At 72.3% G+C, this 22,782-nt stretch carries 22 protein-coding genes; 10 read left to right on the top strand and 12 right to left on the bottom strand.

Features of this window, described 5'->3' with window-relative positions; translation table 11 throughout:
* Positions 1 to 52: 52 nt before the first annotated feature.
* Positions 53 to 1,045: a 2-dehydropantoate 2-reductase gene (locus tag AB0C59_RS07250; protein WP_363001519.1), complete on the bottom strand. Its 993-nt coding sequence runs from the start codon at positions 1,043 to 1,045 to the stop codon at positions 53 to 55.
* A 135-nt stretch (positions 1,046 to 1,180) separates the two neighbouring features.
* Here AB0C59_RS07250 and AB0C59_RS07245 point away from each other — a divergent pair, with 135 nt between their 5' ends.
* Complete coding sequence (locus AB0C59_RS07245) at positions 1,181 to 1,438, top strand: DUF2277 domain-containing protein (protein ID WP_363001517.1); 258 nt, start codon at positions 1,181 to 1,183, stop codon at positions 1,436 to 1,438.
* Here AB0C59_RS07245 and AB0C59_RS07240 read toward each other — a convergent pair.
* The 3 genes from AB0C59_RS07240 to AB0C59_RS07230 form a co-directional block, all read right to left on the bottom strand.
* Entirely contained in the window at positions 1,398 to 2,027 is a 630-nt protein-coding gene (locus AB0C59_RS07240) for a VTT domain-containing protein (protein WP_363001515.1), read from the bottom strand. The genes AB0C59_RS07245 and AB0C59_RS07240 overlap by 41 nt on opposite strands.
* Positions 2,028 to 2,221: 194 nt before the next feature.
* The gene (locus tag AB0C59_RS07235) at positions 2,222 to 2,677 is read right to left on the bottom strand and encodes a DoxX family protein (RefSeq protein ID WP_363001921.1); all 456 of its coding nucleotides are present in this window, start codon (positions 2,675 to 2,677) and stop codon (positions 2,222 to 2,224) included.
* 273 nt (positions 2,678 to 2,950) lie between these two features.
* Positions 2,951 to 3,595: an HNH endonuclease family protein gene (locus tag AB0C59_RS07230; protein ID WP_363001513.1), complete on the bottom strand. Its 645-nt coding sequence runs from the start codon at positions 3,593 to 3,595 to the stop codon at positions 2,951 to 2,953.
* Between the two features lie 449 nt (positions 3,596 to 4,044).
* Between AB0C59_RS07230 and AB0C59_RS07225 the strand changes: the two genes are divergently transcribed.
* Positions 4,045 to 4,626 carry a TMEM165/GDT1 family protein gene (locus AB0C59_RS07225; protein WP_363001511.1) on the top strand — a complete coding sequence of 194 codons (582 nt, stop codon included), beginning with the start codon at positions 4,045 to 4,047 and terminating at the stop codon, positions 4,624 to 4,626.
* Positions 4,627 to 5,314: 688 nt separating this feature from the next.
* Positions 5,315 to 5,989, top strand: coding sequence for an HAD-IA family hydrolase (locus AB0C59_RS07220; RefSeq protein WP_363001509.1), 675 nt, complete (start codon positions 5,315 to 5,317; stop codon positions 5,987 to 5,989).
* A gap of 287 nt (positions 5,990 to 6,276) precedes the next feature.
* On the opposite strand, the gene AB0C59_RS07215 is transcribed toward AB0C59_RS07220, so the two are convergent.
* Complete coding sequence (locus AB0C59_RS07215) at positions 6,277 to 7,281, bottom strand: peptidoglycan-binding domain-containing protein (RefSeq protein ID WP_363001507.1); 1,005 nt, start codon at positions 7,279 to 7,281, stop codon at positions 6,277 to 6,279.
* Between the two features lie 301 nt (positions 7,282 to 7,582).
* Between AB0C59_RS07215 and AB0C59_RS07210 the strand changes: the two genes are divergently transcribed.
* Positions 7,583 to 9,529 carry an MDR family MFS transporter gene (locus AB0C59_RS07210; RefSeq protein ID WP_363001919.1) on the top strand — a complete coding sequence of 649 codons (1,947 nt, stop codon included), beginning with the start codon at positions 7,583 to 7,585 and terminating at the stop codon, positions 9,527 to 9,529.
* Positions 9,530 to 9,564: 35 nt separating this feature from the next.
* Here the strand turns inward: AB0C59_RS07210 and AB0C59_RS07205 are convergent, their stop codons facing one another.
* A complete protein-coding gene (locus AB0C59_RS07205) occupies positions 9,565 to 10,089 on the bottom strand; it encodes a GNAT family N-acetyltransferase (RefSeq protein ID WP_363001505.1) in 525 nt (174 codons plus the stop codon).
* A 173-nt stretch (positions 10,090 to 10,262) separates the two neighbouring features.
* On the opposite strand from AB0C59_RS07205, the gene AB0C59_RS07200 reads away from it, so the two are divergent.
* Both AB0C59_RS07200 and AB0C59_RS07195 read left to right on the top strand, forming a co-directional pair.
* Positions 10,263 to 10,916: a hypothetical protein gene (locus AB0C59_RS07200; RefSeq protein ID WP_363001503.1), complete on the top strand. Its 654-nt coding sequence runs from the start codon at positions 10,263 to 10,265 to the stop codon at positions 10,914 to 10,916.
* 5 nt (positions 10,917 to 10,921) lie between these two features.
* Positions 10,922 to 11,446 (top strand): hypothetical protein, encoded by a 525-nt coding sequence (locus tag AB0C59_RS07195; RefSeq protein WP_363001501.1) that lies wholly within the window; start codon positions 10,922 to 10,924, stop codon positions 11,444 to 11,446.
* 45 nt (positions 11,447 to 11,491) lie between these two features.
* On the opposite strand, the gene AB0C59_RS07190 is transcribed toward AB0C59_RS07195, so the two are convergent.
* Positions 11,492 to 11,890: a DUF1992 domain-containing protein gene (locus AB0C59_RS07190; protein ID WP_363001499.1), complete on the bottom strand. Its 399-nt coding sequence runs from the start codon at positions 11,888 to 11,890 to the stop codon at positions 11,492 to 11,494.
* Between the two features lie 87 nt (positions 11,891 to 11,977).
* Between AB0C59_RS07190 and AB0C59_RS07185 the strand changes: the two genes are divergently transcribed.
* Entirely contained in the window at positions 11,978 to 12,373 is a 396-nt protein-coding gene (locus AB0C59_RS07185) for a hypothetical protein (protein ID WP_363001497.1), read from the top strand.
* A gap of 67 nt (positions 12,374 to 12,440) precedes the next feature.
* Here the strand turns inward: AB0C59_RS07185 and AB0C59_RS07180 are convergent, their stop codons facing one another.
* Positions 12,441 to 13,115 carry an O-methyltransferase gene (locus AB0C59_RS07180; protein WP_363001495.1) on the bottom strand — a complete coding sequence of 225 codons (675 nt, stop codon included), beginning with the start codon at positions 13,113 to 13,115 and terminating at the stop codon, positions 12,441 to 12,443.
* 200 nt (positions 13,116 to 13,315) lie between these two features.
* Complete coding sequence (gene proP, locus AB0C59_RS07175) at positions 13,316 to 14,689, bottom strand: glycine betaine/L-proline transporter ProP (protein WP_363001493.1); 1,374 nt, start codon at positions 14,687 to 14,689, stop codon at positions 13,316 to 13,318.
* 399 nt (positions 14,690 to 15,088) lie between these two features.
* Between proP and AB0C59_RS07170 the strand changes: the two genes are divergently transcribed.
* Together AB0C59_RS07170 and AB0C59_RS07165 are read left to right on the top strand one after the other, a co-directional pair.
* Positions 15,089 to 17,137: a bifunctional glycosyltransferase 87/phosphatase PAP2 family protein gene (locus AB0C59_RS07170; protein ID WP_363001917.1), complete on the top strand. Its 2,049-nt coding sequence runs from the start codon at positions 15,089 to 15,091 to the stop codon at positions 17,135 to 17,137.
* Positions 17,138 to 17,206: 69 nt separating this feature from the next.
* Positions 17,207 to 18,850 (top strand): right-handed parallel beta-helix repeat-containing protein, encoded by a 1,644-nt coding sequence (locus AB0C59_RS07165; RefSeq protein ID WP_363001491.1) that lies wholly within the window; start codon positions 17,207 to 17,209, stop codon positions 18,848 to 18,850.
* 149 nt (positions 18,851 to 18,999) lie between these two features.
* Here the strand turns inward: AB0C59_RS07165 and AB0C59_RS07160 are convergent, their stop codons facing one another.
* Positions 19,000 to 20,235, bottom strand: a complete 1,236-nt coding sequence (locus tag AB0C59_RS07160) for a cytochrome P450 (RefSeq protein ID WP_363001489.1) — start codon at positions 20,233 to 20,235, stop codon at positions 19,000 to 19,002.
* 282 nt (positions 20,236 to 20,517) lie between these two features.
* Here AB0C59_RS07160 and AB0C59_RS07155 point away from each other — a divergent pair, with 282 nt between their 5' ends.
* Positions 20,518 to 21,687 (top strand): steroid 3-ketoacyl-CoA thiolase, encoded by a 1,170-nt coding sequence (locus AB0C59_RS07155; RefSeq protein ID WP_363001487.1) that lies wholly within the window; start codon positions 20,518 to 20,520, stop codon positions 21,685 to 21,687.
* Here AB0C59_RS07155 and AB0C59_RS07150 read toward each other — a convergent pair.
* Both AB0C59_RS07150 and AB0C59_RS07145 read right to left on the bottom strand, forming a co-directional pair.
* Complete coding sequence (locus tag AB0C59_RS07150; RefSeq protein WP_363001485.1) at positions 21,671 to 21,934, bottom strand: DUF397 domain-containing protein; 264 nt, start codon at positions 21,932 to 21,934, stop codon at positions 21,671 to 21,673. The genes AB0C59_RS07155 and AB0C59_RS07150 overlap by 17 nt on opposite strands.
* Positions 21,909 to 22,742, bottom strand: a complete 834-nt coding sequence (locus tag AB0C59_RS07145; protein ID WP_363001483.1) for a helix-turn-helix transcriptional regulator — start codon at positions 22,740 to 22,742, stop codon at positions 21,909 to 21,911. Before AB0C59_RS07145 ends, AB0C59_RS07150 begins: the two co-directional genes overlap by 26 nt.
* Positions 22,743 to 22,782: the final 40 nt, after the last annotated feature.

The following is a 22,782-nucleotide window of genomic DNA, read 5'->3' as shown; positions in this document are numbered from 1 at the left end:
TCCTCGGCGTGCCCAGCTCAGCTGCCGTGGGGCCGGGTCCGGCAAGCGGGTGTCACGGTGCCGGGTGGAGGGGGGTGCCGCCTTCCTCGTTCGCTCCCGCAGGGTTTCCCAGCTCCTCCACGAGTCTGGACGCCAGCGGTACCGCCACCCCGTGTCGCCGGGCCGCTCGCAGCAACCCGCCACCGATCGCGTCCAGTTCGAGGGCCCGGCCCGCCTCCGCGTCCTGCAGCATCGACGACTTGGCCTGTGCCGGGAAGTCGTCGTAGCGGGCCAGCAGCGCGGTCGCGTCCGTGGCGGCGCCGCATGCCCGGCCCACCGCCGCCGTCTCCTCCACCAGGTCCACCAGTTCGGCCCGCCGCCGGGTCCGGATCTCGCCGACCGGTACCCGGTACCGCGTCGTCAGCAGGGCGAACGGCGCCAGGAACGCCATCTTCGCCCACAGCGTGTCCACTTCGCCGTCCAGGACCCGCGCCTTCACCCCGGACCACTCCAGGACGGCGGCGAACCGTTCCAGCAGGCCGCGCTCCACCGTCTCGCCGGTCAGGTCGATCTCCGCGAACGGACTGCCATGCTCGATCACCCCGGGCGCGACCCGGGTCGACGCGACCCGGATGGCGGCCGGCGCGACACGCTCCGGGCCGTACCGCGCGCGCAGCGCGGCCGGATGCTCCACGCCGTTCAGCAGCGGTACGACCAGCGCGTTCTCGGGCAGGACCGCCGCCGGAACCCGCTCCAGCGCGGCGTCCAGCACGGTGTGCTTGACGGCGACGATCACCACGTCGGCGCGCTCGCGCAGCTCCGTGTCCGCCTCCACCCGCGCGGTGAACTCGCCGTACAGCCTGCTGCGCACGCTGATGCCGTCCTCGCGCAGCACGCGCGCGGTGTCGTCGCCCGCCAGGCAGATCACGCGGTGTCCGGCCCGTGCCAGCCGGGCCGCCAGCAGCCCGCCGACACCGCCGGGCCCCAGAACCGCCACCGTGAGCGCGGAGTCGGCATGGTCGTTCGCCCGGGTGGCCGTTCGGTCGTTCGGTTTGTCGTTCCCCATGCGGGAAATGGTCGCCAGGCGTCCGTACCCGAGTCAATCCTCGCATTTCCTTGCCGAACCCCAAGCAAAAGCTTCGACAGCGAAGGCTTCGCTCGGGGCCCGGCCCCGCGCGCGCCGGTGCGGGAGACTGGACGCATGTGCCGCAGCATCAAGACGCTTCGCCCGCCCGTTCTGCCCGAGGAGGCCACGGAGGAGGAGATCCGCGCCGCAGCGCTTCAGTTCGTGCGCAAGGTGTCCGGCTTCCGGGCGCCGGCCGCCCACAACCGCGAGGTCTTCGACCAGGCCGTGGACGTGATCGCGGACGCCACCGCCCGGCTGCTCGCCGGTCTGGAGGTACGGGGTCAGGGCCGGGTCAGTGCGACTGCTTCTCCGGCGGTGCCGGACGGCGCATGAGCGCCCCCGCGCCGGCCCCGGCGGCGAACAGGGCGGCCACGGACACGCCGGTCGCCAGCCAGCTCGCGCCCAGCCACTGGCCGCCGAAGTAGCCGAGCGCCGCGCTGTAGGCGGCCCAGGCGAACCCGGCCAGCGCCGACCAGGGCACGAAGTCGCGGGCGCGGCGGTGGGCGGCGCCCGCGCAGAAGGAGACGACCGAGCGGCCCGCGGGCGCGAACCGGGCGAGGACCACGAGGGCTCCGCCGCCGCGCGCGAGGGCCGTGCCGAGGCGTTCCTGTGCGCTGCTCAGGCGGCGGGAGCGGGCGATGGCGCGGTCCAGGCGGGTGTCGCCGCGCCAGGCGAGACGGTAGGCGGCCAGGTCGCCGAGGACGGACGCGGTGGCCGCGCACAGGACGAGCGCGAGGATGTCCGGCGCCCGCGCCGCGGCGGATCCGGCCGCGGCGGTCGAGCCCGCCGCGGCGGCGGTCGCGGCGGTGACCACCAGCACCCCGCTCGGCAGCAGGGGCAGGAACACGTCCAGCAGGACCGAGAGGGCCACCACCACGTAGATCCAGGGGCCACCGGTCAGTGACCCCACGCTCTGCAACACCGAACCGATCTCCCCGTGCGACACCCCTTGAGGCAACTGCGTGCCGCGATCGTGCGGGGAGCGGCAGGAAGCGGCCTTCGACAGCCGTTCAGCGTACAGCGCGGTCGGCGCGGGGAACGCGGCGGGGCGGGGGAGGCGACCGATCGGCCACCTCCCCCGCCCCGCCGTCGGGTTGCCGGGTCCGGGCGCCGGGCTCAGGCGGCGACGGGCCGGGTGGTCCGCTCCTCGGCGGTGGACCCGCCGGACCGGGCGGCGAGGAGCCGGTCGAGACCGAAGGCGCCGGAGCCGGTGAAGACCAGCAGCAGGAAGGCCCAGCAGTAGATCGCCGACAGTTCGCCGCCGTTCTGCAGCGGCCACAGGGCGTTCTGCTGGTGCACGTCGAAGTACGCGTACGCCATCGACCCGGAGGCTATGAACGCGGCGCCGCGGGTGCCGAGGCCGAACAGCACCAGGACGCCGCAGACGAGCTGGATCGCGGCGGCGTACCAGGCCGGCCAGGCGCCGGCCTCGACGGTGCCGCCGTGGGTGCCCATCGCGCCGCCGAGGACGCCGAAGAGCGAGGCGGCGCCGTGGCAGGCGAAGAGCAGTCCGACGACGAGGCGGAACAGGCCGACGGCGTAGGGCTGGGCGTGGTTGAGGCGTGCGGTCATCGTGTTCATGGGGGGGCTCTCCTCCGGTTCTCTCCGGTCCGCGGGCGGGCCGGTGTGGGGTGCGGTACCGAGCGAGCCGTTAGGTTAGGCGTACCTAATTGATACTTGCAAGTTCAAGATTTGGCCATCGTCGCCCATGATCGCCCTGGTGGGGCGGTGGTTCCCGACATGACAACGCCCCTCCGGTGCCCGGCTGATGCGGGGCGCCGGAGGGGCGTCGCGGGTGTGGGTGTGAGGCGAGGGGTGGGGGCCCGGTGGGCCGGTGTCAGGGGTTCAGCAGCCGGCCAGGTCCTTCTGGAGCGCCGCCTTCTCGGCCGAGTCGACGGAGAGCTTGTAGTAGTACTTCACCTGGACCCAGGCGCGGACGTACGTGCACTGGTAGTCCTTGCGGGGCGGCATCCAGGTCGCCGGGTCCTGGTCGCTCTTCTCCTGGTTGACGTTGTCGGTGACGGCGAGCAGCTGCGGGCGGGTGACGTCGTTGGCGAAGGCCTGGCGCTGGGCCGTGGTCCACTTGCTCGCGCCGGAGTCCCAGGCCTCGGCGAGCGGGACCAGGTGGTCGATGTCGAGGTCGGAGGCGGCCGTCCAGGTGGCGCCGTCGTAGGGCGAGTACCAACTTCCGCTGGTGGCCGCGCAGGAGGAGTTGGTGACGACGTTCGAGCCGTCGCGTTTGAGGATCCACTCGCGGGTGTTGCAGGCGCCGTCGATGGTGATCCAGGTCGGGAACAGGTCCCGCTTGTATCCCGTGCGGTCCTCCGCGGCCACGGTGAGCGAGCCGAGGTAGGTGCGCGCGGTGGCGCCGCTGACCGGCGTCGGGAGGGCGGCGGAGGCGGTCGGGCTGTTGAAGAGTCCGGCGGAGGCGACGAGGCCCGTGAGGGCCGCGAGTATGCCGAAGCGTCGACGCGCGTAGACCTTGGACATGTGAACTCCCTCGTGGGGTAAGGGTTTTGAGGTGCGGGGCCCGGCTCATACTCGTGGGGGGTCGTGGCCGGAAGATGTGCACCGGGTGAGAGCGTAGTGACGTGTACATGACACGACAAGGGTTGTGACATGAACCACGCCCCCGGGGTGCGGTCCCGGGCTCGCGTACGATGGACGGCGCAGAAGGGGAGTAGCTCTTCGCCGGACCGTCGACATACTGCTCAGCCAGCCTGAGCCGGCGCCCGGAGGCGGATCCTTCCGCGGACCTCTTACGAGGGCCGGGCCCTCAGTGAGGGGGACCGGAGCGGACCGCCCAGCGAGACCTTCGGCATGCAGTGCACGCCTGTGCCCGATCGACGGCACGGGTGATCCGTGTGCTGCCGTGCCGAGGTGTCGCAGCGATCGCAGCACGCACTCTCGGTGGGGTGGCCCCGACCGATTGAGGAACCTTGATCAGCATCACCGTCCTGGCGCTCGTCTTCGGCGTCGTCTTCCTGGCGGAACTGCCGGACAAGACGGCCCTGGCCGGGCTCGTCCTCGGCACCCGCTACCGCGCCTCCTACGTCTTCGCCGGTGTCGCCGCCGCCTTCCTGCTGCACGTCGTGCTCGCCGTCGCGGCGGGAAGCGTGCTGACCCTGCTGCCGCAGCCGATCGTCCACGGGATCACCGGAGTCCTCTTCCTCGGCGGCGCGGCCGTGCTGCTGCTGAAGAAGGACGAGGGTGAGGAGGAGGTCCGCCGGCCCCAGGACCAGAGCTTCTGGAAGGTGGCGACGACGGGGTTCATGCTGATCCTGGTCGCCGAGTTCGGTGATCTCACCCAGATCATGACCGCGAACCTCGCCGCGCGGTACGACGACCCGCTGTCGGTGGGGGTCGGCGCGGTCCTCGCGCTGTGGGCGGTCGCGGGGCTCGGCATCGTCGGCGGGAAGGCGCTGATGAAGAAGGTGCCGCTGCGGCTGATCACGAAGATCGCGGCGGCGCTGATGCTGGGACTGGGCGGCTGGAGCCTGTACGAGGCCGTGGCGGCGTGATTCCGCCGGGGCCGTTCGCGCGGCCCTGGCCCCGGCCCTGGTCCCGGCCCTGGCCCCGGCCCTGGCCCCGGCCCCGGCCCTGGCCCCGGCCCTGGTCCCGGCCCTGGTCCCGGCCCTGGTCCCGGCCCCGGCCCTGGCCCCGGCCCCGGCCCTGGCCCCGGCCCTGGTCCCGGCCCTGGTCCCGGCCCCGGCCCTGGCCCCGGCCCCGGCCCTGGCCCCGGCCCCGGTCCCGGCCTCGGCCCTGGTCCCGGTCTCGGCCCTGGCCCCGGCCCCGGCCCCGGCCCTGGTCCTGGCCCCGGCCCTGGTCTCGGCCCTGGTCCCGGTCTCGGCGCTGGCCTCCGGTCCTGGCCCCGGCCTCCGGCTCCGGTCCCAGTCCCGGCCTCCGGTCCCGGCCTCGGTCTCGGCCTCGGCCCCCGCCTCGGTCCCGGTTCCGGCCCCGGCCCCGGTCTCGGTCTCGGTCCCCGCCCTGGCCCCGGTCTCGGTCTCGGCCCCCGGCCCCGGCCCCCGGCCCCGGCCCCGGCCTTGGCTCCCGGCCCCGGTCCCGGGGGCGGGTGGCGTAGGTGGGGAGGATTTTGTATCGTGAAGGAACAAAGTGGCTCCCGTCCGCTACCCCTGACCGGCGGGCGGGGCCGCCTTGTTTTCCGGACGGCCCCTCGGTCGCCGCCTCACGGACTGGAGTCCCGCTCGTATGACGGCCCCCACGACCACGGTTCTCACCGCACGTGCCCTGCTGCTCGACATGGACGGCACCCTCGTCAACTCCGACGCCGTGGTGGAACGCGTCTGGCGGCGCTGGGCGCGGGAGCACGGGCTCGACGGCGACGAGGCGATGCGGGTCGTGCACGGCCGCCAGGGGCACGCCTCCATGGCCCTCCTGCTGCCCGAGCGCCCGATCGAGGAGAACCTGGCGGACAACGCCCGCATGCTCGCCGAGGAGAGTGCCGACATGGACGGCGTGGTCGAGATCCCCGGCGCCACCGCGTTCCTCGCCTCCCTCGCCTCGGTTCCGCACGCCCTGGTCACCTCGGCGGACGTGACGCTGTCCACCCGGCGGATGGCCGCCGCGGGGTTGCCGCTGCCGCAGGTGCGGATCACCGCCGAGTCCGTGGGCGCGAGCAAGCCGGATCCCGAGGGCTTCCTCAAGGGCGCGGCCGAACTGGGCATCGACCCCGCGGACTGCGTCGTCTTCGAGGACTCCGGCGCGGGGATCGCCGCGGGGCGCGCCGCCGGCATGCGGGTGGTCGGAGTCGGCCCCCGGGCCGGTGTCCACCGGCCCGACGTGCTGGTGGAGGACCTCACCCGCGTACGGGTGGAGCAGGACACGGACGGCACGGTCCGACTGCACATCACCCCCACGACCTGACCGGGCACACGCGCCGGTTGCCCGCCGGGGCCGGCTGACCGGGTGCACGAGCCCGGTGCGCGTCCGGGCCGGCCCTGCCGGGTGCTCACGTCGGCCGGGCCGTTGAGCCTGCCGCGTGGGTGGCGGCTGTCGTGTCCCTCGCGCGTTCCGGCTGCGTACAACCGACCGCCTCGCACGCCGTCGACCTGTCGTGTACCTCGCGCCCGCCGCGCCCACCGGCCGCGCCCCGGCGCAGCCGCCGGTCGAGCCAGGTCGGGCCGGGTCGGGGCCGGGTCGGGGCCGGGTCGTCAGGGGTGGTAGGTCTCCGATTCGAGCATTGCCCTGGTTGCCGGGCCGTACACGCCGAAGTCGTCGTCCGTGATGTCGCGGGCGAACTGGTACGTCATCACGGCGTTCTCCACCTGTTCGCCGTAGTGCCCGTTCGCCGGGCCGCCGTACAGGTTCAGCTGGTTCAGCCGGAGCTGGAGGTCGGTGACAGCGGGGCCGTTGTCGCCGTACCGCAGGGGATGGCCGCCGCCGGTGGTGATGGACTGGCGGGAGGCGGTGGCGCTGGGGCGCGCGCTCGTCGCCGACGGGCCCGGGGCGGCCGACGCCGATGCCGACGCGGACGCGGAGGGGCTCGGCGGTGCGCTGGACGCCGAGGGGGACGGGCTGCCGCTCCTCGACGGGCTCGCGCTCGCCCGGGGCGTGGCCGCGGCCTTCGCGGACGGCGGCGCGGACACCCGTGCCGACGGCGCCTGTTCCTGTTCCTGGTCCGGCACGCTCGCCCGTACGTCCTCGGGCAGCGCGCTGTCCCGTTCCGGGCCGCTGTAGGAGAACAGGCCGCTCGCGAACCCGGCGGCGGCCAGGACCACCGCGACCGCGCCGGCCCCGGCACCGGCCAGCAGGGCGCCGCGCCCGCGGCGCCCGCGCCGGGGCGGCTCGTCGAGGGAGCGGTCGAGTACGCCGAGGCGCACGGTCTCGTCCGGCGGCGCCAGCCCCTCCCGTACGGTCCGTACCCTCCGTACGCCCTGTACGGCCGCGAGCCGCATCGTCCGCTCGGTCGGGGCTTCGGGAGCTGCCGGTTCAGGGTGGGCCGGCAGGTCCACGTACGGCCGGATGCGCAGCGGATCGAAGTCCTCCGCCGCTGCCGCCTCCTCCGTCCGGGCGTCCCGCAGCGCGTCGGACGCCCGCAGCGTGCAGCCGCAGGACGGCGTCCCGTCCCCCCGCCGTGGCGCGGAGCACTCCGGGCAGGTCCGTTCGTACGCCTCGTTCGCCGCGCTCACTCCTGGATCCCCTCCCGATGAGCTCATGAACTCCAGGAATTATGCATATCCCCGTCGCACGATCCCCCCGCGGTCCCGGAAGCTTTGCCTTCCCCCGGAACTCGACAGGCCATAACCGGTCACACCCACCAGGATGAGAGAGGGACTTTCCAGGACGGACGTTCCCAGGAGGCCTTCGATGACGACGGACGACACACAGGGCGGGGTGGGCGACCCCGACGTGGACGGCGATGCGGGGACTCCCGGCCCGCTGTACGGGCGCCACACGTCCGTCGAACAGACCGTCGGAGGCGGGGTCCTGGTCTCCATCTGCGCGCTGCTGCTCGGCATGCTGCTCGCCGCCCTGGACCAGACGATCGTGTCGACCGCCCTGCCCACCATCGTCAGCGACCTCGGCGGCCTCGAACACCTGTCCTGGGTCGTCACGGCCTACCTGCTCGCCTCCACCGCGGCGACCCCCCTGTGGGGCAAGCTCGGTGACCAGTACGGCCGCAAGAAGCTGTTCCAGGCGGCGATCGTCATCTTCCTCATCGGCTCGGCCCTGTGCGGCATGGCCGAGAACATGCCCGAGCTGATCGCCTTCCGCGCCCTTCAGGGCCTGGGCGGCGGTGGGCTCATCGTGCTGTCGATGGCGATCGTCGGCGACATCGTCCCGCCCCGGGAACGCGGCCGCTACCAGGGGCTGTTCGGCGCGGTCTTCGGCACGACCAGCGTGCTCGGGCCGCTGCTCGGCGGCCTGTTCACCCAGCATCTGAGCTGGCGCTGGGTGTTCTACGTCAACCTGCCCGTCGGCGTCGTCGCGCTCGCCGTGATCGCCACGGTGCTGCGCACACCGAGCAAGTCCAGGCGGCATGTCATCGACTACCTCGGCACCTTCCTCATCGCCGCCGTCGCCACCTGTCTGGTCCTGGTCGCCTCGCTCGGCGGCACCACCTGGAGCTGGGGTTCACCGCAGGTCGTCGGGCTCGCGGTGGTCGGCGTCCTGCTGCTCGCCGCGTTCGTCCTGGTCGAACGGCGGGCGGCCGAGCCTGTCATCCCGCTCCGGCTCTTCCGCGTGCGCACCTTCACGCTGTCCGCCGTCATCAGCTTCATCGTCGGCTTCGCGATGTTCGGCGCGATGACGTACCTGCCGACGTTCCTCCAGGTCGTGCACGGCATCACGCCCACCATGTCCGGGGTGCACATGCTGCCGATGGTGGCCGGCATGCTGCTGTCGTCCACCGGCTCCGGGCAGATCGTCAGCCGCACCGGCCGCTGGAAGGTGTTCCCCGTGGCGGGCACCGGCATCACCACGATCGGGCTGCTCCTGCTGCACCAGCTGGACGAGTTCAGCAGCACCGCGGAGATGAGCGTCTACTTCTTCGTGTTCGGCGTGGGCCTCGGCCTGGTCATCCAGGTCCTGGTGCTGATCGTGCAGAACGCCGTCGGCTACGAGGACCTGGGCGTCGCCACCTCCGGCGCCACGTTCTTCCGCTCCATCGGGGCCTCGTTCGGCGTCGCGATCTTCGGGACGCTCTTCGCGACCAGCCTCGGCCGCAACCTCACGACGGCGCTCGCCGGGACCCGGCTCCCCGCCGCGGTCAGCCCCGCGTCCCTCCAGTCCGATCCGCGCGGTGTCGCGGCGCTTCCGGTGACCGTGCGGCCCGCCGTGCTGAGCGCGTTCTCCTCCTCGATCACCGACGTGTTCCTGTACGCCGCCCCGGTCGCGCTGCTCGGCTTCGTCCTCGCCTGGTACCTGCGCGAGGACCGGCTGCGCGGCTCGGTGACGGCGCCGGACGGGACGGAGACGCTCGCCAGCAATCCCGTGCACCGGTCGTCGTACGACGAGGTGTCCCGGGCGCTGTCGCTGCTCGGGTCGCGGGAGGGGCGGCGGCAGGTCTACGAGAAGATCACCGCGCGTGCCGGGTACGACCTGCTGCCCGCGGCGAGCTGGCTGCTGCTGCGCATCAAGAAGTACGGGTGGGCGGAGCCGGGGGTGCTGGCGGAGCGGAGCATGGTGCCGCTGACGGTCATCCTCGAAGCCGGGCGCCAGCTGGAGTCGCGGGCGCTGGCTCGGCGGGAGGGGCTGGACCTCGTCCTCACGGAGGAGGGGGGTGTGGTGGCGGAGCGGCTCGCGGAGGCGCGGGAGGCGTCGATGGCGGAGATGCTGGGGGACTGGTGGGGGCCGGATCGGCCTACGGATCTCGTGCGGTTGGTTCGGGAGCTGAATGCGGAGTTGTGCGGGTCTGATGCGGAGCTGCCACAAGGGGGTTCGCGCAGTTCCCCGCGCCCCTGACCAGGGGGTTTTCGCGCAGTTCCCCGCGCCCCTTTTTATCGGGGTGCGTCGTTTCCCGTGATGTTCAAGGGCTTGGTGAACCAGTGGTCTGCGTACTTCTGGTCGTTGTGGGGGGCGGTTTCCGTGTAGCCCAGGCGGGTGTACAGGGTGCGGGCCTCCACCAGGTCGGAGCGGGTGTCCAGGACGATGCGGCGGGCGCCCAGCCCCAGCGCCGCGTGCTCGGCGGCCGCCACGAGGAGGGCCGCGCCGCCCCGGCCCCGGTTTTCTTCGCGCAGGAAGACCCGCTTGAGTTCGGCGGTGTCCGTGTCCAGCATCCGCACCCCCGCCGTGCCCGCCGGCTCGCCCTCGAACCGGGCGACCAGGAGCGTGCCGTTCGGCGGGGCCAGATAGTCGCCCGTGTCGGCGGCGATCTCCCGCTCCAGCTCGTCCTCGGGCGTGCGCCTGCCCTCGTGGAGGGCGAACCAGCGGTCGCTGACCTCCGTGTAGTACGCGCGCCACAGCGCGGCGGCCACGGGCGAGTCAGGGGGCTCGGGGGAGACGGTCCAGCTCATGGGGGCCATTCTCGGCAGAGGGCGGTCGGGGGAGGCAACCGGATTGTCGTCGAGCGGACCTGACCGGGGAACCACACCGGCTGTCGAGCCCTCCGGTTCACCGTGCTCCCGTTTGCGGGCTCTCTCGCGGGCAATCCGGTCCGCAGGATGGCCCGTTGGGGCCGGAAGATCGGAAGGCATCCATGTCCACAGGCGTGATCATCGTTCTGGCACTGGTCGTGGTGGCGGCGCTCGCGGGCGCGGCTGCCTTGTCTCCGAGGGCCAGGGGCGCGTTCGGTCAGGGAGGACTCAAGCGGCGCTTCGGGCCCGAGTACGAGCGGGCCGTGCGCCGGCACGACGGCGACACCAAGGCCGCCGAGCGTGAACTGGCCGAGCGGGTAAGGCTGTACGGGTCGCTGGAGTCGCGGCCCTTGGAGGCGGCCGACCGGGAGCGGTTCGCGGCGCGCTGGGCGGCGGCTCAGGAACTGTTCGTGGAGTCGCCCGGGGCGGCGATGACCGAGGCGGACCGACTGCTCGCCGAGGTGGCGGGCGCCCGAGGGCTGCCCGACGGCACGCGCTACGAGGAGCAGGTGGACGCGCTGTCCGTGCACCACGCCACGCACGTCCACGCCTACCGCCGGCTGCACCGGGCCGCGCACGTCCCGGCCGGTGGTGCCGGTGACGGGTCCGGCACGGAGGAGTTGCGGGAGGCGTTGCTCCAGGCGAGGGCCCTCTTCGAGGAGCTGACCGCCCCCGGGCGCCGGGCGTCGAAGTCCATGAGCCGCACCGCGGGCCACACCGTCACGCGGCGTCGCAGGCCGGGGGCGCTCCACCGGCCGCAGATGAAGGGGAACTGAAAGCCATGACCGAGACGACTGCGGACGAGTTCGGCAGGAAGACACCCGACACGTCCGAGAACCCGGGCAATCCCGGCAATCCCGGGATCTCCGGTAACCCCGGCGATCCCGGCCCCTCCCATGACGTCGACAGGGGCACCAGCCCCGGCGCAGGCATCAGCCCCGGCCACCGTTCCCGCGACACGGCTCCGATGGCGCCGGTCGAGAGCGAGCCCGCTCACCGGGCGGTGGCGCCGGAGCCGGGTGGCTCAGGTGAGGAGCGGCTGCTTCCCGCCGACGAGAGCGACAAGCTCGGGCAGCGGCTGAGGCAGGCCGTCGGCACCTTCGTGGACAGTCCGAGGGACGCCGTCCAGGAGGCCGACCTCGTGGTGGAGGAGGCGGCCGCACACCTGACCGAGGCTCTTGCCGCACGGCAACGGGCGCTCAAGGAGTCCTGGGTGGACACCTCCGATGCCGATGCCGACACCGAGCGGCTGCGGCTCGCCCTGAAGGACTACCGGGCGACGGCGGAGCGGCTGCTGAACCTCTGAGGCAGCGGGGCGCGGCGCGGGGCGGACGTCAGGGAGGTCAGGACGTCACCCGCGCTCGCGCCATTTCGCGACGATCTCCTCGACGTCGTAGGGCTTCAGCCCCAGGGGCGGGCCCGGCGGGGGCTTGAACATCATGTCGCGGATCTTCACGTTCAGCTCCTCGACCATCCGCCGCACGGCCCGCTCGGACGGCGCCTGCGCGGCGGCCGCCAGCGTGTCCTCCGCCTCCTTGCGCAGGGCCAGCGTCGGAGGCAGGACCGCCAGGCCCTCGCGGGCCATCTTGCGCTTGATCCACCACAGTTCGTCGTACGACGTCTCCGAGACCGCGGCGGAGGGGCGGCCCGCGCCGGGCAGGTCGGTGAAGTCCCCGCGCCTCTCGGCGTCGCGGATCTGCTTGTCGACGAAGGACTCGAAGCTGACACCCGGTGGCTTGCGCTCGGTCATGAGTTCATTGTGCCGGAGGTCACCCGCAGGAGCGACGGGGCGAATTATCATTCGGGCTGCATACGTCAACTCGGTTCAGGAGTGCACGTGCTCGAACTGACCATGGCCTCGGTCTCCGGGGCGGAAGCCGGGGCGACGGCCGGCATGCTCATGGCCGACGCGCCCAGCGACCCGGGCACCGTCCTGCGGGTGGGCCGGGACGCGTCCCTGTGCCGTCTGGTGCCGCCCGATGACTGGCTGTTCATCTCCCGGGTCCATCTGGAGTTCCGGTGCGGCCAGGACGGCGTCTGGCAGGTGACCTGGCTGCGCGGTTCCCACCCCGACCCCTCCTCCCAGGTGCTGCTGGTGCTGCCCGGCGGCCCGGCCCAGCCGCTGCCCTACGGCGGCACGGCCGCACTGCCGCGCGGCGAGGCGGGGGAACTGGTGATCCAGGACCGCACCGCCCCGCGCAGCGTCAACGTGGGGTTCTTCCACGAGGTGTGACGGGAGGAGGGCCGACGGGCGGCGTCCGTCGGTCCGCGTCAGCCCGTGCCAGCCCGCGTCGGTCACGTCAGTCCAGCACGCGGGCCAGCGCGAAGCCGTCGTAGCCCTTCGTGCCCACCGTCTGCACCGCCGTCCCGTCCAGCTTCGGGTGGTTCGCGATCAGTTCCAGCGCGGCGCGGGTGCCCGCGACGGACGCGTCCTTGCCGTCCGTCTGGAGGACCGCGCCGCCGCGCACCACGTTGTCCACGATGATCAGGCTGCCGGGGCGGGTCAACTTCAGCGCCCACTCCACGTAGTTGGCGTTGTTCGCCTTGTCCGCGTCCAGGAACACCAGGTCGAACGGCTCCGGGTGCTCCTCGGCCAGCTTCGGCAGCGACTCCAGGGCGGGGCCCACCCGCACCTCGGCGATGGTGGACAGGCCCGCCCGCTCCAGGTTCCCGCGGGCCACGTCGGCGTGCTTGGCGTCGTACTCCAGGGTCACCAGCCGGCCGTCGGCGGGCAGCGCCCGGCCGAACCAGATCGTGCTGTAGCCGCCGAGGGTGCCGATCTCCAGGATGCGGCGGGCCCCCTGGATGCGGGCGATGAGGTGCAGCAACTTGCCCTGGTTGCCCGCGACGGCGATCGGCGGGAGCCCCGCCGCCTCACTGTCCCGCAGGGCCCCCGTCAGCACTTCGTCGTCGGGGGAGAGGAGGCCGGTGAAGTAGGCGTCGACGTCGTCCCAGACCTGCTGCTCGCTGCTCATGATCAGACCTTTCACGTCACTGATGTCCTGCGCAGTGATCAGGATGCCCGACAGCGCCGGCGGTCACGACGGGATTTGGCCGATCAGGGCCGATCAGGCCCGGGACGGCGAACGCCCCCCGACACGGCGAACGCCCCGCCGTGCCGTCAGGGGATCGTTGACGGTACGGCGGGGCGCCGAACGGGGCGGGTCGAGTGCGGTTACGCGGCCTTCTCGACCGCCGGCTTCGACCCGGGCAGCGGGCGTCCCGCGGACTCCGCCATGAACCACACCGCCACGCCGCCGATCACGGCCGACGCCATCATGTAGTAGGCGGGCATCATCAGGTTGCCGGTCGCGCCGATCAGCGCCGTCACCACCAGCGGGGTGGTCCCGCCGAACAGCGACACGGAGACGTTGAACCCGATGGACAGCGAGCCGTAGCGGACCTTGGTCGGGAACAGGGCCGGAAGCGCGGCCGGCATGGCGGCAGTGAAGCAGACCAGCAGCATGCCCAGCGCGCCCATGCCGAGCGCGACCGCGAGCAGGGAGCCCTGGCGGATCAGCAGCAGGGCCGGGACCGACAGGAACAGGAAGCCCGCGCAGCCCGCGGCGATGACCGGACGGCGGCCGACCCGGTCGGTCATCGCGCCCGCGAAGGGCTGCACGATCATCATCAGCGCCATCACGCCCAGCACGACCAGCAGGCCGTGGGTCTCGTTGTACTTGAGCTCACTGGTCAGGTAGCTCGGCATGTACGACAGCAGCATGTAGTCGGTGACGTTGTAGACGAGCACCAGGCCCACGCACAGCAGCAGGGTGTTCCACTGACCGGAGAGCATCTGGCGCAGCGGGACCTTGGGCCGGTGGTCCTCGGCCTTCTTCACCTCGGCCGCGAACGCCGGGGTCTCCTCAAGGCGGAGTCGCAGGTACAGGCCGATGACGCCCATCGGGCCCGCGATCAGGAACGGGATGCGCCAGCCCCAGGTCAGCAGGTCGTGCGTGGACAGCAGCGACGTCATGAGGGTGACCAGGCCCGCACCGCCGATGTAGCCGGCGAGCGTGCCGAACTCCAGCCAGCTGCCGAGGAAGCCGCGCTTCTTGTCCGGCGCGTACTCGGCGATGAACGTGCACGCGCCCGCGTACTCGCCACCCGTCGAGAAGCCCTGCACCAGACGTGCCACCAGCAGCAGGATCGGGGCGCCGACACCGATCGTCGCGTACGACGGGATCAGGCCGATCGCGAAGGTGCCCGCCGCCATCATGATCATGGTGACGGCCAGGACCTTCTGCCGCCCCACCCGGTCGCCGAGCGGCCCGAAGACCGCGCCGCCGATGGGGCGCACCAGGAAGGCCGCGGCGAAGGCGCCGAAGGTCGACAGGAGCTGCGCGGTGGGGTTGCCGGAGGGGAAGAAGACCTTGCCGAGCGTCACGGCGATGTAGCTGTAGACGCCGAAGTCGAACCACTCCATGGCGTTGCCGAGTGCGGCCGCCTTCACCGCGCGCTTGACGAGCGCAGGGTCCGTGACGGTGGCTTGCCTGCCGGCTGAGGACCTGGACGTGACGGGTGCGGAGAGTGGGGCGACGGTCGCCAAGGCTTCGCTCGCCTGCCTTTCGACGGGGACATGGACACTGGCCCACCGACCGGCGGCGAACCCTCGGGCCGCGCCTACCCGGCGACAGGCCGAGCAATCGACCATAGGTGCAGGTGAGGGGCCTACGCAGAGTCGCGGGCCGGTCGCACCGAGCGGCGAATCCCGGCGCTTGCAGGGGCGATGCGCCAGGGGCGGCACCTGGCCAACCGCCCATTTTGTGAGCCTTATCGCGCCCCGAAGGGGGAACCGGCGGCGATCGGCCCGTGCGGGGCACTATCGTCTTTCGGGCAAAAGGCGGGAATCCGGCATACGGCTGCAGTGTGATGAACCGGGCGGGAGTGTTGGCGGCGCGTGGCGAACGTGGAGCACGGCGGGCGGCAGGTGACGGGTGTCCTGGGGGTGGCGGCGCCGGTCGCCGCCGAGGAGGCGCGGGCACGGTTCGGGGCGGCCCGGATCGGTCTGTGGACCGTCGCGGCCCTCCTGGCGGTCAGACAGGTCGCCGCCGTCCTGAGCACCCCCCGGGCCACCCGACTGACGGTCCTGGAGACGTGGGTGGGACCGCACGGCGTCCTGCACGTCAACGGCTCGCTCTACGACTCGACCCGGTTCACCGGCACCCCGTTCGCCGGGCTCGTCCTGAAACCGCTCACCCGCGCCGCCCAGCAGTCGCTCGGCTGGGGCTGGACCTTCGGCTCGCTGCTGCTGGTCGTCGCGCTCGGCCTGGTCGCCGCCCGCGCGCTGCCCCAGCCCGTCACCCGGCGCACCTCCCTGCTCGCCGCGCCCGTCGCCATCAGCCTGCTGATGCTGTCGCTGCCGGTGCGCAACGCCCTGCACCTCGGCCAGACCAGCATCATCCCGGTCGTGCTCGTGCTGCTCGGCTGCTTCGGCGTGCGCGGGCAGGGCGCGAGCGGGCTGCTGATCGGGGTGGCCGCTGCGCTCCAGCCGACCGTCCTGCTGTTCGCGCCCCTGCTCTGGTGGACGGGCCGGCGCCGGGCCGCCGTCGGCGCCGCCGCGACGTTCGCCGTCGCCACCGCGCTGGCCTGGGCGGTGATGCCGCACGACGCGTACGCCTACTGGGTGCACCATCTGGCGGGCGCGGGCCTGGGCGGTGAGGCGTACGACGACGCCAACCAGTCGCTGCACGGCGCCCTGCTCCGGGTGGGCCCGGCCGGACCGCCGGAGATCGTCCTGTTCCTCGCGCTCGCCGTCGCCGTCGCCGTCCTCGGGCTGCGCCGCGCCGTCCGGTACGCGCGGGACGGGCAGCTGCTGCTCGCCGTCGCGGTCACCGGCTGCGTCGCCGTCGCGGTCTCGCCCACGAGTTGGCAGCACCAGCTGCTGTGGGTGCTGCTCGCGGTGGTCGGCCGGGTCGGCGAGCGGGCCTCCAGCCGGTACGCGTGGCCGGTCGCCGTCGTCCTGGTGATGACGCTGCCCGCGCGGATGATGGTCCCGGACGGCTTCGGGCTCCAGGTGGTGCGGGACAACCTGGTGCTGCTCGCGGCGCTCGCCGCCGCCTGCGCCGTCCCGTTCCTGCCCCGCGCCTCCCCCTACTACCGGGCGCCCGTCCCCACCGCGTGCGCGGCCGGACCGCCCGCCCGCATCGGGCGCCTGGCGCTGCCGCCGGTCGCGCGCCGGGTCCTGGAGCGGCCCAACCTGCTCCTCGAACTCCTCCTCATCCGCGTCACCTACGCCGCCTACTCCGAGGTCAGACTGGCCGCCACCGGGGGTGACCCGACGGCGGCCCGGGCCCTGGCCGAGCACCACGGCGACCAGGTCCGCCACCTCGAACGCGCCCTGCACGTCGACGTCGAGCACGCGGTCAACCATGCCGTGGCCCAGGTCGGCCCGCTGCGGGACTTCTTCGGGTTCTACTACGACTCCTTCCACTTCGCCGTCCCGCTGGCCGTCCTCGCCGTGCTCTACGGGCGCCGCCCGGCCGACTACCGCTGGGCCCGGACCACGCTCGGCCTCACCACGCTCACCGGGCTGGTGGGCTTCTGGCTGTTCCCGCTGGCCCCGCCCCGGCTGATGCCGCACCTCGGGATCATCGACACCGTCCACGGCGCGCAGGACCTGGCCAGGCCCGGCTACGGCACCCTGACCGCGCTCACCAACCAGTACGCGGCGATGCCCTCGCTGCACTTCGGCTGGGCCCTGTGGTGCGGGGTGACGATCGCGCTGCTCGCGCCCCGGCGGTGGATGCGGGCGCTCGGCGCGCTGCACCCGCTGCTCACGGTGTCGGCGATCGTCGCGACCGGCAACCACTGGGTGCTGGACGCGGTCGGGGGCGCGGCGGTCGTCGGCGCGGGCTTCGCCCTGACGCGCCTGCTGTCGGGACCGGGGCCGGGACCGGGGCGCGCGCGCCGGGTGCGGCGCGGAGCTGATCCGAACGAGCGGATCTCGGCGGCGGACGTGTTCGGGAGGCCGTCCACGGAGGAGCCCATGGTCTGATCATCCGGAAACGGGACGGATCGCCCACCCACGGGAAGTTCGCCCCGCGAGGAGAAAAGGGAGGTGACCATGGAGTTCCGCGTCAGACCGGCCCTGGGCGCCGCCGCCGCGGCCGTCCTGTGGATGGCCGGTGCCGCCGTTCCCGCCCCGGCCGCGGCGGCGGCCGAACTGCTGGTGGGCACCGCCGGCCCCACCTGTGTGGATCCGCAGTACGCGACGATCCAGGCCGCCGTGACCGCCGCCGCCCCGGGCGCGACGATCCGCGTGTGCGCCGGTACGTACCCGGAGACCGTCGAGGTGGACAAGCCGCTCACGTTCCTCGGGGCGCAGGCGGGCGTCGACGCCCGCACCGGACGCACGGTGCCGGCCGAGGAGTCGATCGTGGATTCGAGCACCGGAGGGTTCAGGATCCAGGGCGGCGTCGCGAACGTGACGATCGACGGATTCACCATCCAGAACGCGGGCACCCCCGCGCAGGAGGACGACGGCATCGAGGCGTTCGCGGGCGGCAGCGGCTACACCTTCGTCGACAACATCTTCACCGCCAACACCTACGGCATCAACTTCCACTCCGACGGCACGGTGGCGACGCTGATCCGGCACAACCGCTTCTTCGCCGACAACCAGACGGGTTCCGCCGGAGGCGCGGGCGTCTTCGTCTCCAACGGGCCCGCCAACGACACCACCATCACCGAGAACAGCTTCTCGGGCCACAGCTCCGCCGCCGTCAACACCACCGGGAGCACGGCGGACTTCTCCCACGACCTGCTCATCACCGACAACACGAGCACCGACGACGCCACGTTCGCCGTCGTCGTCAACGCCCGGTCCACCCGCGTCACCGGCAACGTCGTCACCCACACGGACCCGGACGACCCGAACGCCGGCAGCGCGATCTTCGTCGGCGGCAACACCGACGGGCTGCGCATCGAGGGGAACGTCATCAGCGGCGGTGCCGCGAGTGGCGTCAGGGTGACCAGCTTCTTCGGCGCTCCGAGCACGGGCCTGACCATCACGGGGAACACCATCAGCTCGCGCCGCAACGGCGTCCGGTTCGGCGGTGGCGAGAGCGACGGCACGATCGACGCGAACTCCGTCACCGGCAGCAGCCACGACGGCATCCTCGTCGAGTCCGGCACCAGCGGGCTGAGCGTCACCCACAACACGGCCGGCGGCAGCGCGGTCCTCGACTGCGAGGACGACACCACCGGGTCCGGCACGGCGGGCACGGCCAACACCTGGACGGACGACATCGGCGCCACGGACCAGCCGGCGGGCATCTGCGAGGACGCGCCCGCCCTGACGATCACGAAGGCCCACCGCGGCCCCTTCCACCGGGGGCAGCGAGGAGCCACCTACCTCCTCGGGGTGGCCGACGCGGCCGGGGCCGGTCCCACCAACGGCACGGCGGTCACCGTCACGGACCGGCTTCCGCGCGGCCTGAAGGCCACCGCGCTCGCCGGACCCGGCTGGACCTGCGTGCTGTCCACGCTGACCTGCACCCGCGCCGACGTCCTGGCCGCCGGGTCCGCCTATCCGCCCCTCCTGCTCACCGCCGACGTCTCCCGCCACGCGCCCCGGCACGTGGTCAACGCGGCCTCCGTCACGGGCGGAGGCGACGGCGCCACCCACACCGCGCTGGACCCCACCCTCATCAATGCGAAGGACGCGAAGAAGAAGTGCCCGCGCGCCGGGGGCGACGGCTGCTGGTGAGGCCGGAGCCCGCGAAGGTCGGCGGGGTGTGAAGGTCGGCGGGGGAGGCAGGGGCGGGGCGTAGGGGTTGCCCCTGCCTCCCCCGGGGAGGGCCGACGGCGCCGGGAGGCCGGCGGCCCCGTCCGGAGGCCGGGTGGGGGGGCTCCGCGTCAGCCGGCGCTGACCTGGAGCTCCTTCACGCCGTTGATCCACGCCGAGCGCAGGCGGCGCGGGTCGCCGGTCAGGCGGATGTCCGGCAGGGCGTCGGCTATCGCACGGAAGATGAGGTCGATCTCCAGGACGGCGAGGGACTTGCCGAGGCAGAAGTGCGGGCCCCCGCCGCCGAAACCCAGATGGGGGTTGGGGTCGCGGGTGATGTCGAAGGCGCCGGGGTTCTCGAAGACCTCGGGGTCGTGGTTGGCGGAGGAGTAGAACAGGCCGACCCGGTCGCCCTTGCGGATCCGCCTGCCGCCCAGTTCGGTGTCCTGGGTGGCGGTGCGCTGGAAGGCGACGACGGGCGTGGCCCAGCGGACGATCTCCTCGGCGGCCGTGGCCGGGTGCTCCCGTTTGAACAGGTCCCACTGCTCGGGATGGGTCAGGAACGCGTGCATCCCGTGGGTGATGGCGTTGCGCGTCGTCTCGTTGCCCGCGACGGACAGCATCAGGACGAAGAAGCCGAACTCGTCGGAGGTGAGGTTGCCCTGGTCCTCCGCCGCGACCAGGGTGCTGACGATGTCGTGGGCCGGGCACTTCTTGCGCTCGGCGGCCATGTTCATGGAGTAGGCGATGATCTCGGCGGCCGACTGCGCGCCGATCTCCTCCGTGATCGCGTACTCGGGGTCGTCGTAGGCGATCATCTTGTTGGACCAGTCGAAGATCTTGATCCGGTCCTCCTGCGGGACGCCGATCAGTTCGGCGATGGCCTGGAGCGGCAGTTCGCAGGCGATCTCGGTGACGAAGTCGAAGGAGCCCCGCCGTTCCAGGGCGCCCTTGACGATGGCCCGGGCGCGGGCGCGCAGCCGGTTCTCCAGGGAGCGGATCGCGCGCGGGGTGAAGCCGCGCTGGACGATCTGGCGGACCCGGGTGTGCTCGGGCGGGTCCATGTTCAGCATGATCAGCCGCTGGGCGTCGATGGTGGCGCGTTCCATGCGGTCGTGGAAGCGGATGATGGCGGTGTTGAGGTTCGAGGAGAAGAGTTCCGGGTGCGTGGACACGTACCGGACGTCGGCGTGCCGGGTGACGGCCCAGTACCCCTCGTCCCGGAACCCGGCCGCGTTGTCCGCCTGGGGTATCCAGCAGACCGGCTCGGCGCGGCGCAGCGCGGCGAACTCCGGGAGGGGGACGCGGCGATGCAGCACGTCGGGGTCGGTGAAGTCGAACCCGTCGGGCAGCTCGGGACAGTGCATCGGGCGCCTCCCCGCGTTCCGCGTGCCTGCGTCGCGTTCTGACGAGTCGTCAGAATGAGTGGATTGCCGTGAAGGTAGTGACGGCTCCGGCAAGTCGCAAGGGGTACGGCGCCGCCGGTTCGCTTTCCGCCGTCCCCCAGATGGGCCTGCACGGCTCTTGCCAGGCCGGACCCCCTGTCCGCAGACTGCTGGACAGAACTAGAACGCGTACTAGTTCTGCGTGGCGGGTGGGCCGGGACGCCCGCGCCGCGCGGGTTGACCGAGGAGAGGACATCACCCCCCATGGCCGCGGAACCCGTGATCGTCGAAGCCGTACGCACCCCCATCGGCAAGCGCGGTGGCGCGCTCGCCCAGCTCCACCCCGCCTACCTCCTGGGCGAGACCTACCGTGAACTGCTCGGCCGCACCGGGATCCAGCCCGACTGCGTCGAACAGGTCGTCGGCGGCACCGTCACCCACGCCGGGGAGCAGTCCATGAACCCGGCGCGCACCGCCTGGCTCACCATGGGCCTGCCCTACGAGACCGCCGCGACCACCGTCGACTGCCAGTGCGGCTCCTCGCAGCAGGCCAGTCACATGGTCGCCAACATGATCGCGGCCGGCGTCATCGACGTCGGCATCAGCTGCGGCGTCGAGGCCATGTCGCGGGTGCCGCTCGGGTCCGGGTCCAAGCACGGGCCCGGCAAGCCGTTCCCCGACGAGTGGAACGTGGACCTGCCGAACCAGTTCGAGGCCGCCGAGCGCATCGCCCGGCACCGGGGGCTCACCCGGGAGAACGTCGACTCGCTGGGCCTGATCTCGCAGGAGCGGGCGGCCACCGCTTGGTCCGAGGAGCGGTTCAAGCGCGAGACGTTCGCCGTGCAGGTGCCCACCACCGAGGAGGAGCAGCGGGCCGGTCAGGGCATGTGGCGGCTCGTGGACCGGGACGAGGGGCTGCGCGACACGTCGATGGACGCGCTGGCGTCCCTGAAGCCCATCATGCCGACCGCCGTGCACACCGCCGGGAACTCCTCGCAGATCTCCGACGGGGCGGCGGCCCTCATGTGGGCGTCCAAGCGGATGGCGCGGGCGCTCAAGCTGCGGCCCCGCGCGCGGATCGTGGCGCAGGCGCTGGTGGGCGCCGACCCGCACTTCCATCTCGACGGGCCCATCGACGCGACCAGGGCCGTGCTCGGGAAGGCCGGCATGTCGATGAGGGACATCGACCTCGTGGAGATCAACGAGGCCTTCGCGTCGGTGGTGTTGAGCTGGGCGCAGGTCTTCGGCCAGGACCTGGAGAGGGTCAACGTGAACGGCGGTGCGATCGCGCTGGGGCACCCGGTCGGGGCCACGGGTGCCCGGCTCATCACGACGGCACTGCACGAACTGGAACGCGCGGACAAGGAGTTCGCGCTGATCACGATGTGCGCGGGCGGCGGACTGGCCACCGGCACGATCATCCAGCGGCTGTAGCCGCCCAGTTCACGAACGCACCGAAGGAGGAGGGCGCGAGGGTCAGCGTCGGACCGGCGGTGACCTTCGAGTCGCGTACGGCCACGGCGGCGCAGGGGGTCGCGGCGATCTCCACGCAGTTGCCGCCCTGGTCGCCGCTGTAGCTGGACTTGCTCCAGGACAGGGCGCCGAGAGGGGCGCACTCGACGCAGTTGCCGCCCGTGTCGCTGCTGTAGCTGGATTTACGCCACTGGAAACTGCTGTCCACTGTGTGTCTCCATTAGATCCCGGATCAGCTCCGCCGAGTCCGTGATGGAGAGCGCGGAGGCTTGGAGGTGATCGTAGCGCAGCGAGCAGTCCCTGAAGGTGTCCGGATTAGCGGTTGTATGACCAGGGCCGTAGTCCTCCGTGTAGACGAGATCGGGGTCGTCGTCGAAGCGGTAGAGGTCGAACGAGCCTGGCAGTCCTGCGTGCGCTCCGGCGGAGAAGGGCAGCACCTGGATGTTGACTCGGGGGTTGTGTTCGAACGACCGCAGATGGTTGAGCTGCTCCCACATGGTCTCGGGGCCGCCGATCGCCTGACGGAGGGCGGCTTCGCCGATCACCGCCCAGAAAGTCGGTGGGTTGTCCTTCTCGAGGATCTGCTGACGCGCGAGGCGCGCGGCCGTGCGCTTGTCGAGGTCGCTCTGATCCAGCGCGCCGAGCACCGCCCGCGCGTACGCCGTGGTCTGCAACAAGCCATGCACGAGGTGAGGGTGGAAGATGCAGATCTCCGTGGCGAGTTCCTGCAACCTCGCGACCTGTTGGAACCACGCTGGGAGCTGGCTGCGCAGCACCAATACCAGTGTCCGCGCCAGCGCCCCGCCCGTCACCAACTCCTTGTCCGCGCGGCGGCTGAACGCCAGCGTCGGCACCTTGCGGGCCGTCTCGATCTGGCCGATCAACGAGCCGGTGTAGTTGAGGAGGTCGCCGAGCTCCTTCTGGGTCAGGCCGGTCTCCTCTCTGTAACGGCGTAGCTCGGAACCGTAGAAATGGAGGGGCGAGGCACCCGGGTCGAGGATGTTGATGTGAGTCACGCACGACTCCTCTCGCTCGGCCGACCGGCCTACGGCGAAA

Origin of the sequence: Streptomyces sp. NPDC048664 (assembly GCF_040650555.1) — a bacterium.
In the GTDB taxonomy this organism is placed as follows: domain Bacteria; phylum Actinomycetota; class Actinomycetes; order Streptomycetales; family Streptomycetaceae; genus Streptomyces.
Note: the sequence above shows the minus strand (reverse complement) of the source record. Positions and strands in the feature narration are given on the sequence as shown.

Coding starts and splice junctions, on each gene's coding strand:
- AB0C59_RS07250 (WP_363001519.1), bottom strand. CDS start 1,045: ATGGGGAACGACAAACCGAACGACCGAACGGCCACCCGGGCGAACGAC.
- AB0C59_RS07245 (WP_363001517.1), top strand. CDS start 1,181: ATGTGCCGCAGCATCAAGACGCTTCGCCCGCCCGTTCTGCCCGAGGAG.
- AB0C59_RS07235 (WP_363001921.1), bottom strand. CDS start 2,677: ATGACCGCACGCCTCAACCACGCCCAGCCCTACGCCGTCGGCCTGTTC.
- AB0C59_RS07230 (WP_363001513.1), bottom strand. CDS start 3,595: ATGTCCAAGGTCTACGCGCGTCGACGCTTCGGCATACTCGCGGCCCTC.
- AB0C59_RS07220 (WP_363001509.1), top strand. CDS start 5,315: ATGACGGCCCCCACGACCACGGTTCTCACCGCACGTGCCCTGCTGCTC.
- AB0C59_RS07215 (WP_363001507.1), bottom strand. CDS start 7,281: ATGAGCTCATCGGGAGGGGATCCAGGAGTGAGCGCGGCGAACGAGGCG.
- AB0C59_RS07210 (WP_363001919.1), top strand. CDS start 7,583: ATGCTGCTCGCCGCCCTGGACCAGACGATCGTGTCGACCGCCCTGCCC.
- AB0C59_RS07205 (WP_363001505.1), bottom strand. CDS start 10,089: ATGGCCCCCATGAGCTGGACCGTCTCCCCCGAGCCCCCTGACTCGCCC.
- AB0C59_RS07200 (WP_363001503.1), top strand. CDS start 10,263: ATGTCCACAGGCGTGATCATCGTTCTGGCACTGGTCGTGGTGGCGGCG.
- AB0C59_RS07195 (WP_363001501.1), top strand. CDS start 10,922: ATGACCGAGACGACTGCGGACGAGTTCGGCAGGAAGACACCCGACACG.
- AB0C59_RS07190 (WP_363001499.1), bottom strand. CDS start 11,890: ATGACCGAGCGCAAGCCACCGGGTGTCAGCTTCGAGTCCTTCGTCGAC.
- AB0C59_RS07180 (WP_363001495.1), bottom strand. CDS start 13,115: ATGAGCAGCGAGCAGCAGGTCTGGGACGACGTCGACGCCTACTTCACC.
- AB0C59_RS07165 (WP_363001491.1), top strand. CDS start 17,207: ATGGAGTTCCGCGTCAGACCGGCCCTGGGCGCCGCCGCCGCGGCCGTC.
- AB0C59_RS07160 (WP_363001489.1), bottom strand. CDS start 20,235: ATGCACTGTCCCGAGCTGCCCGACGGGTTCGACTTCACCGACCCCGAC.
- AB0C59_RS07155 (WP_363001487.1), top strand. CDS start 20,518: ATGGCCGCGGAACCCGTGATCGTCGAAGCCGTACGCACCCCCATCGGC.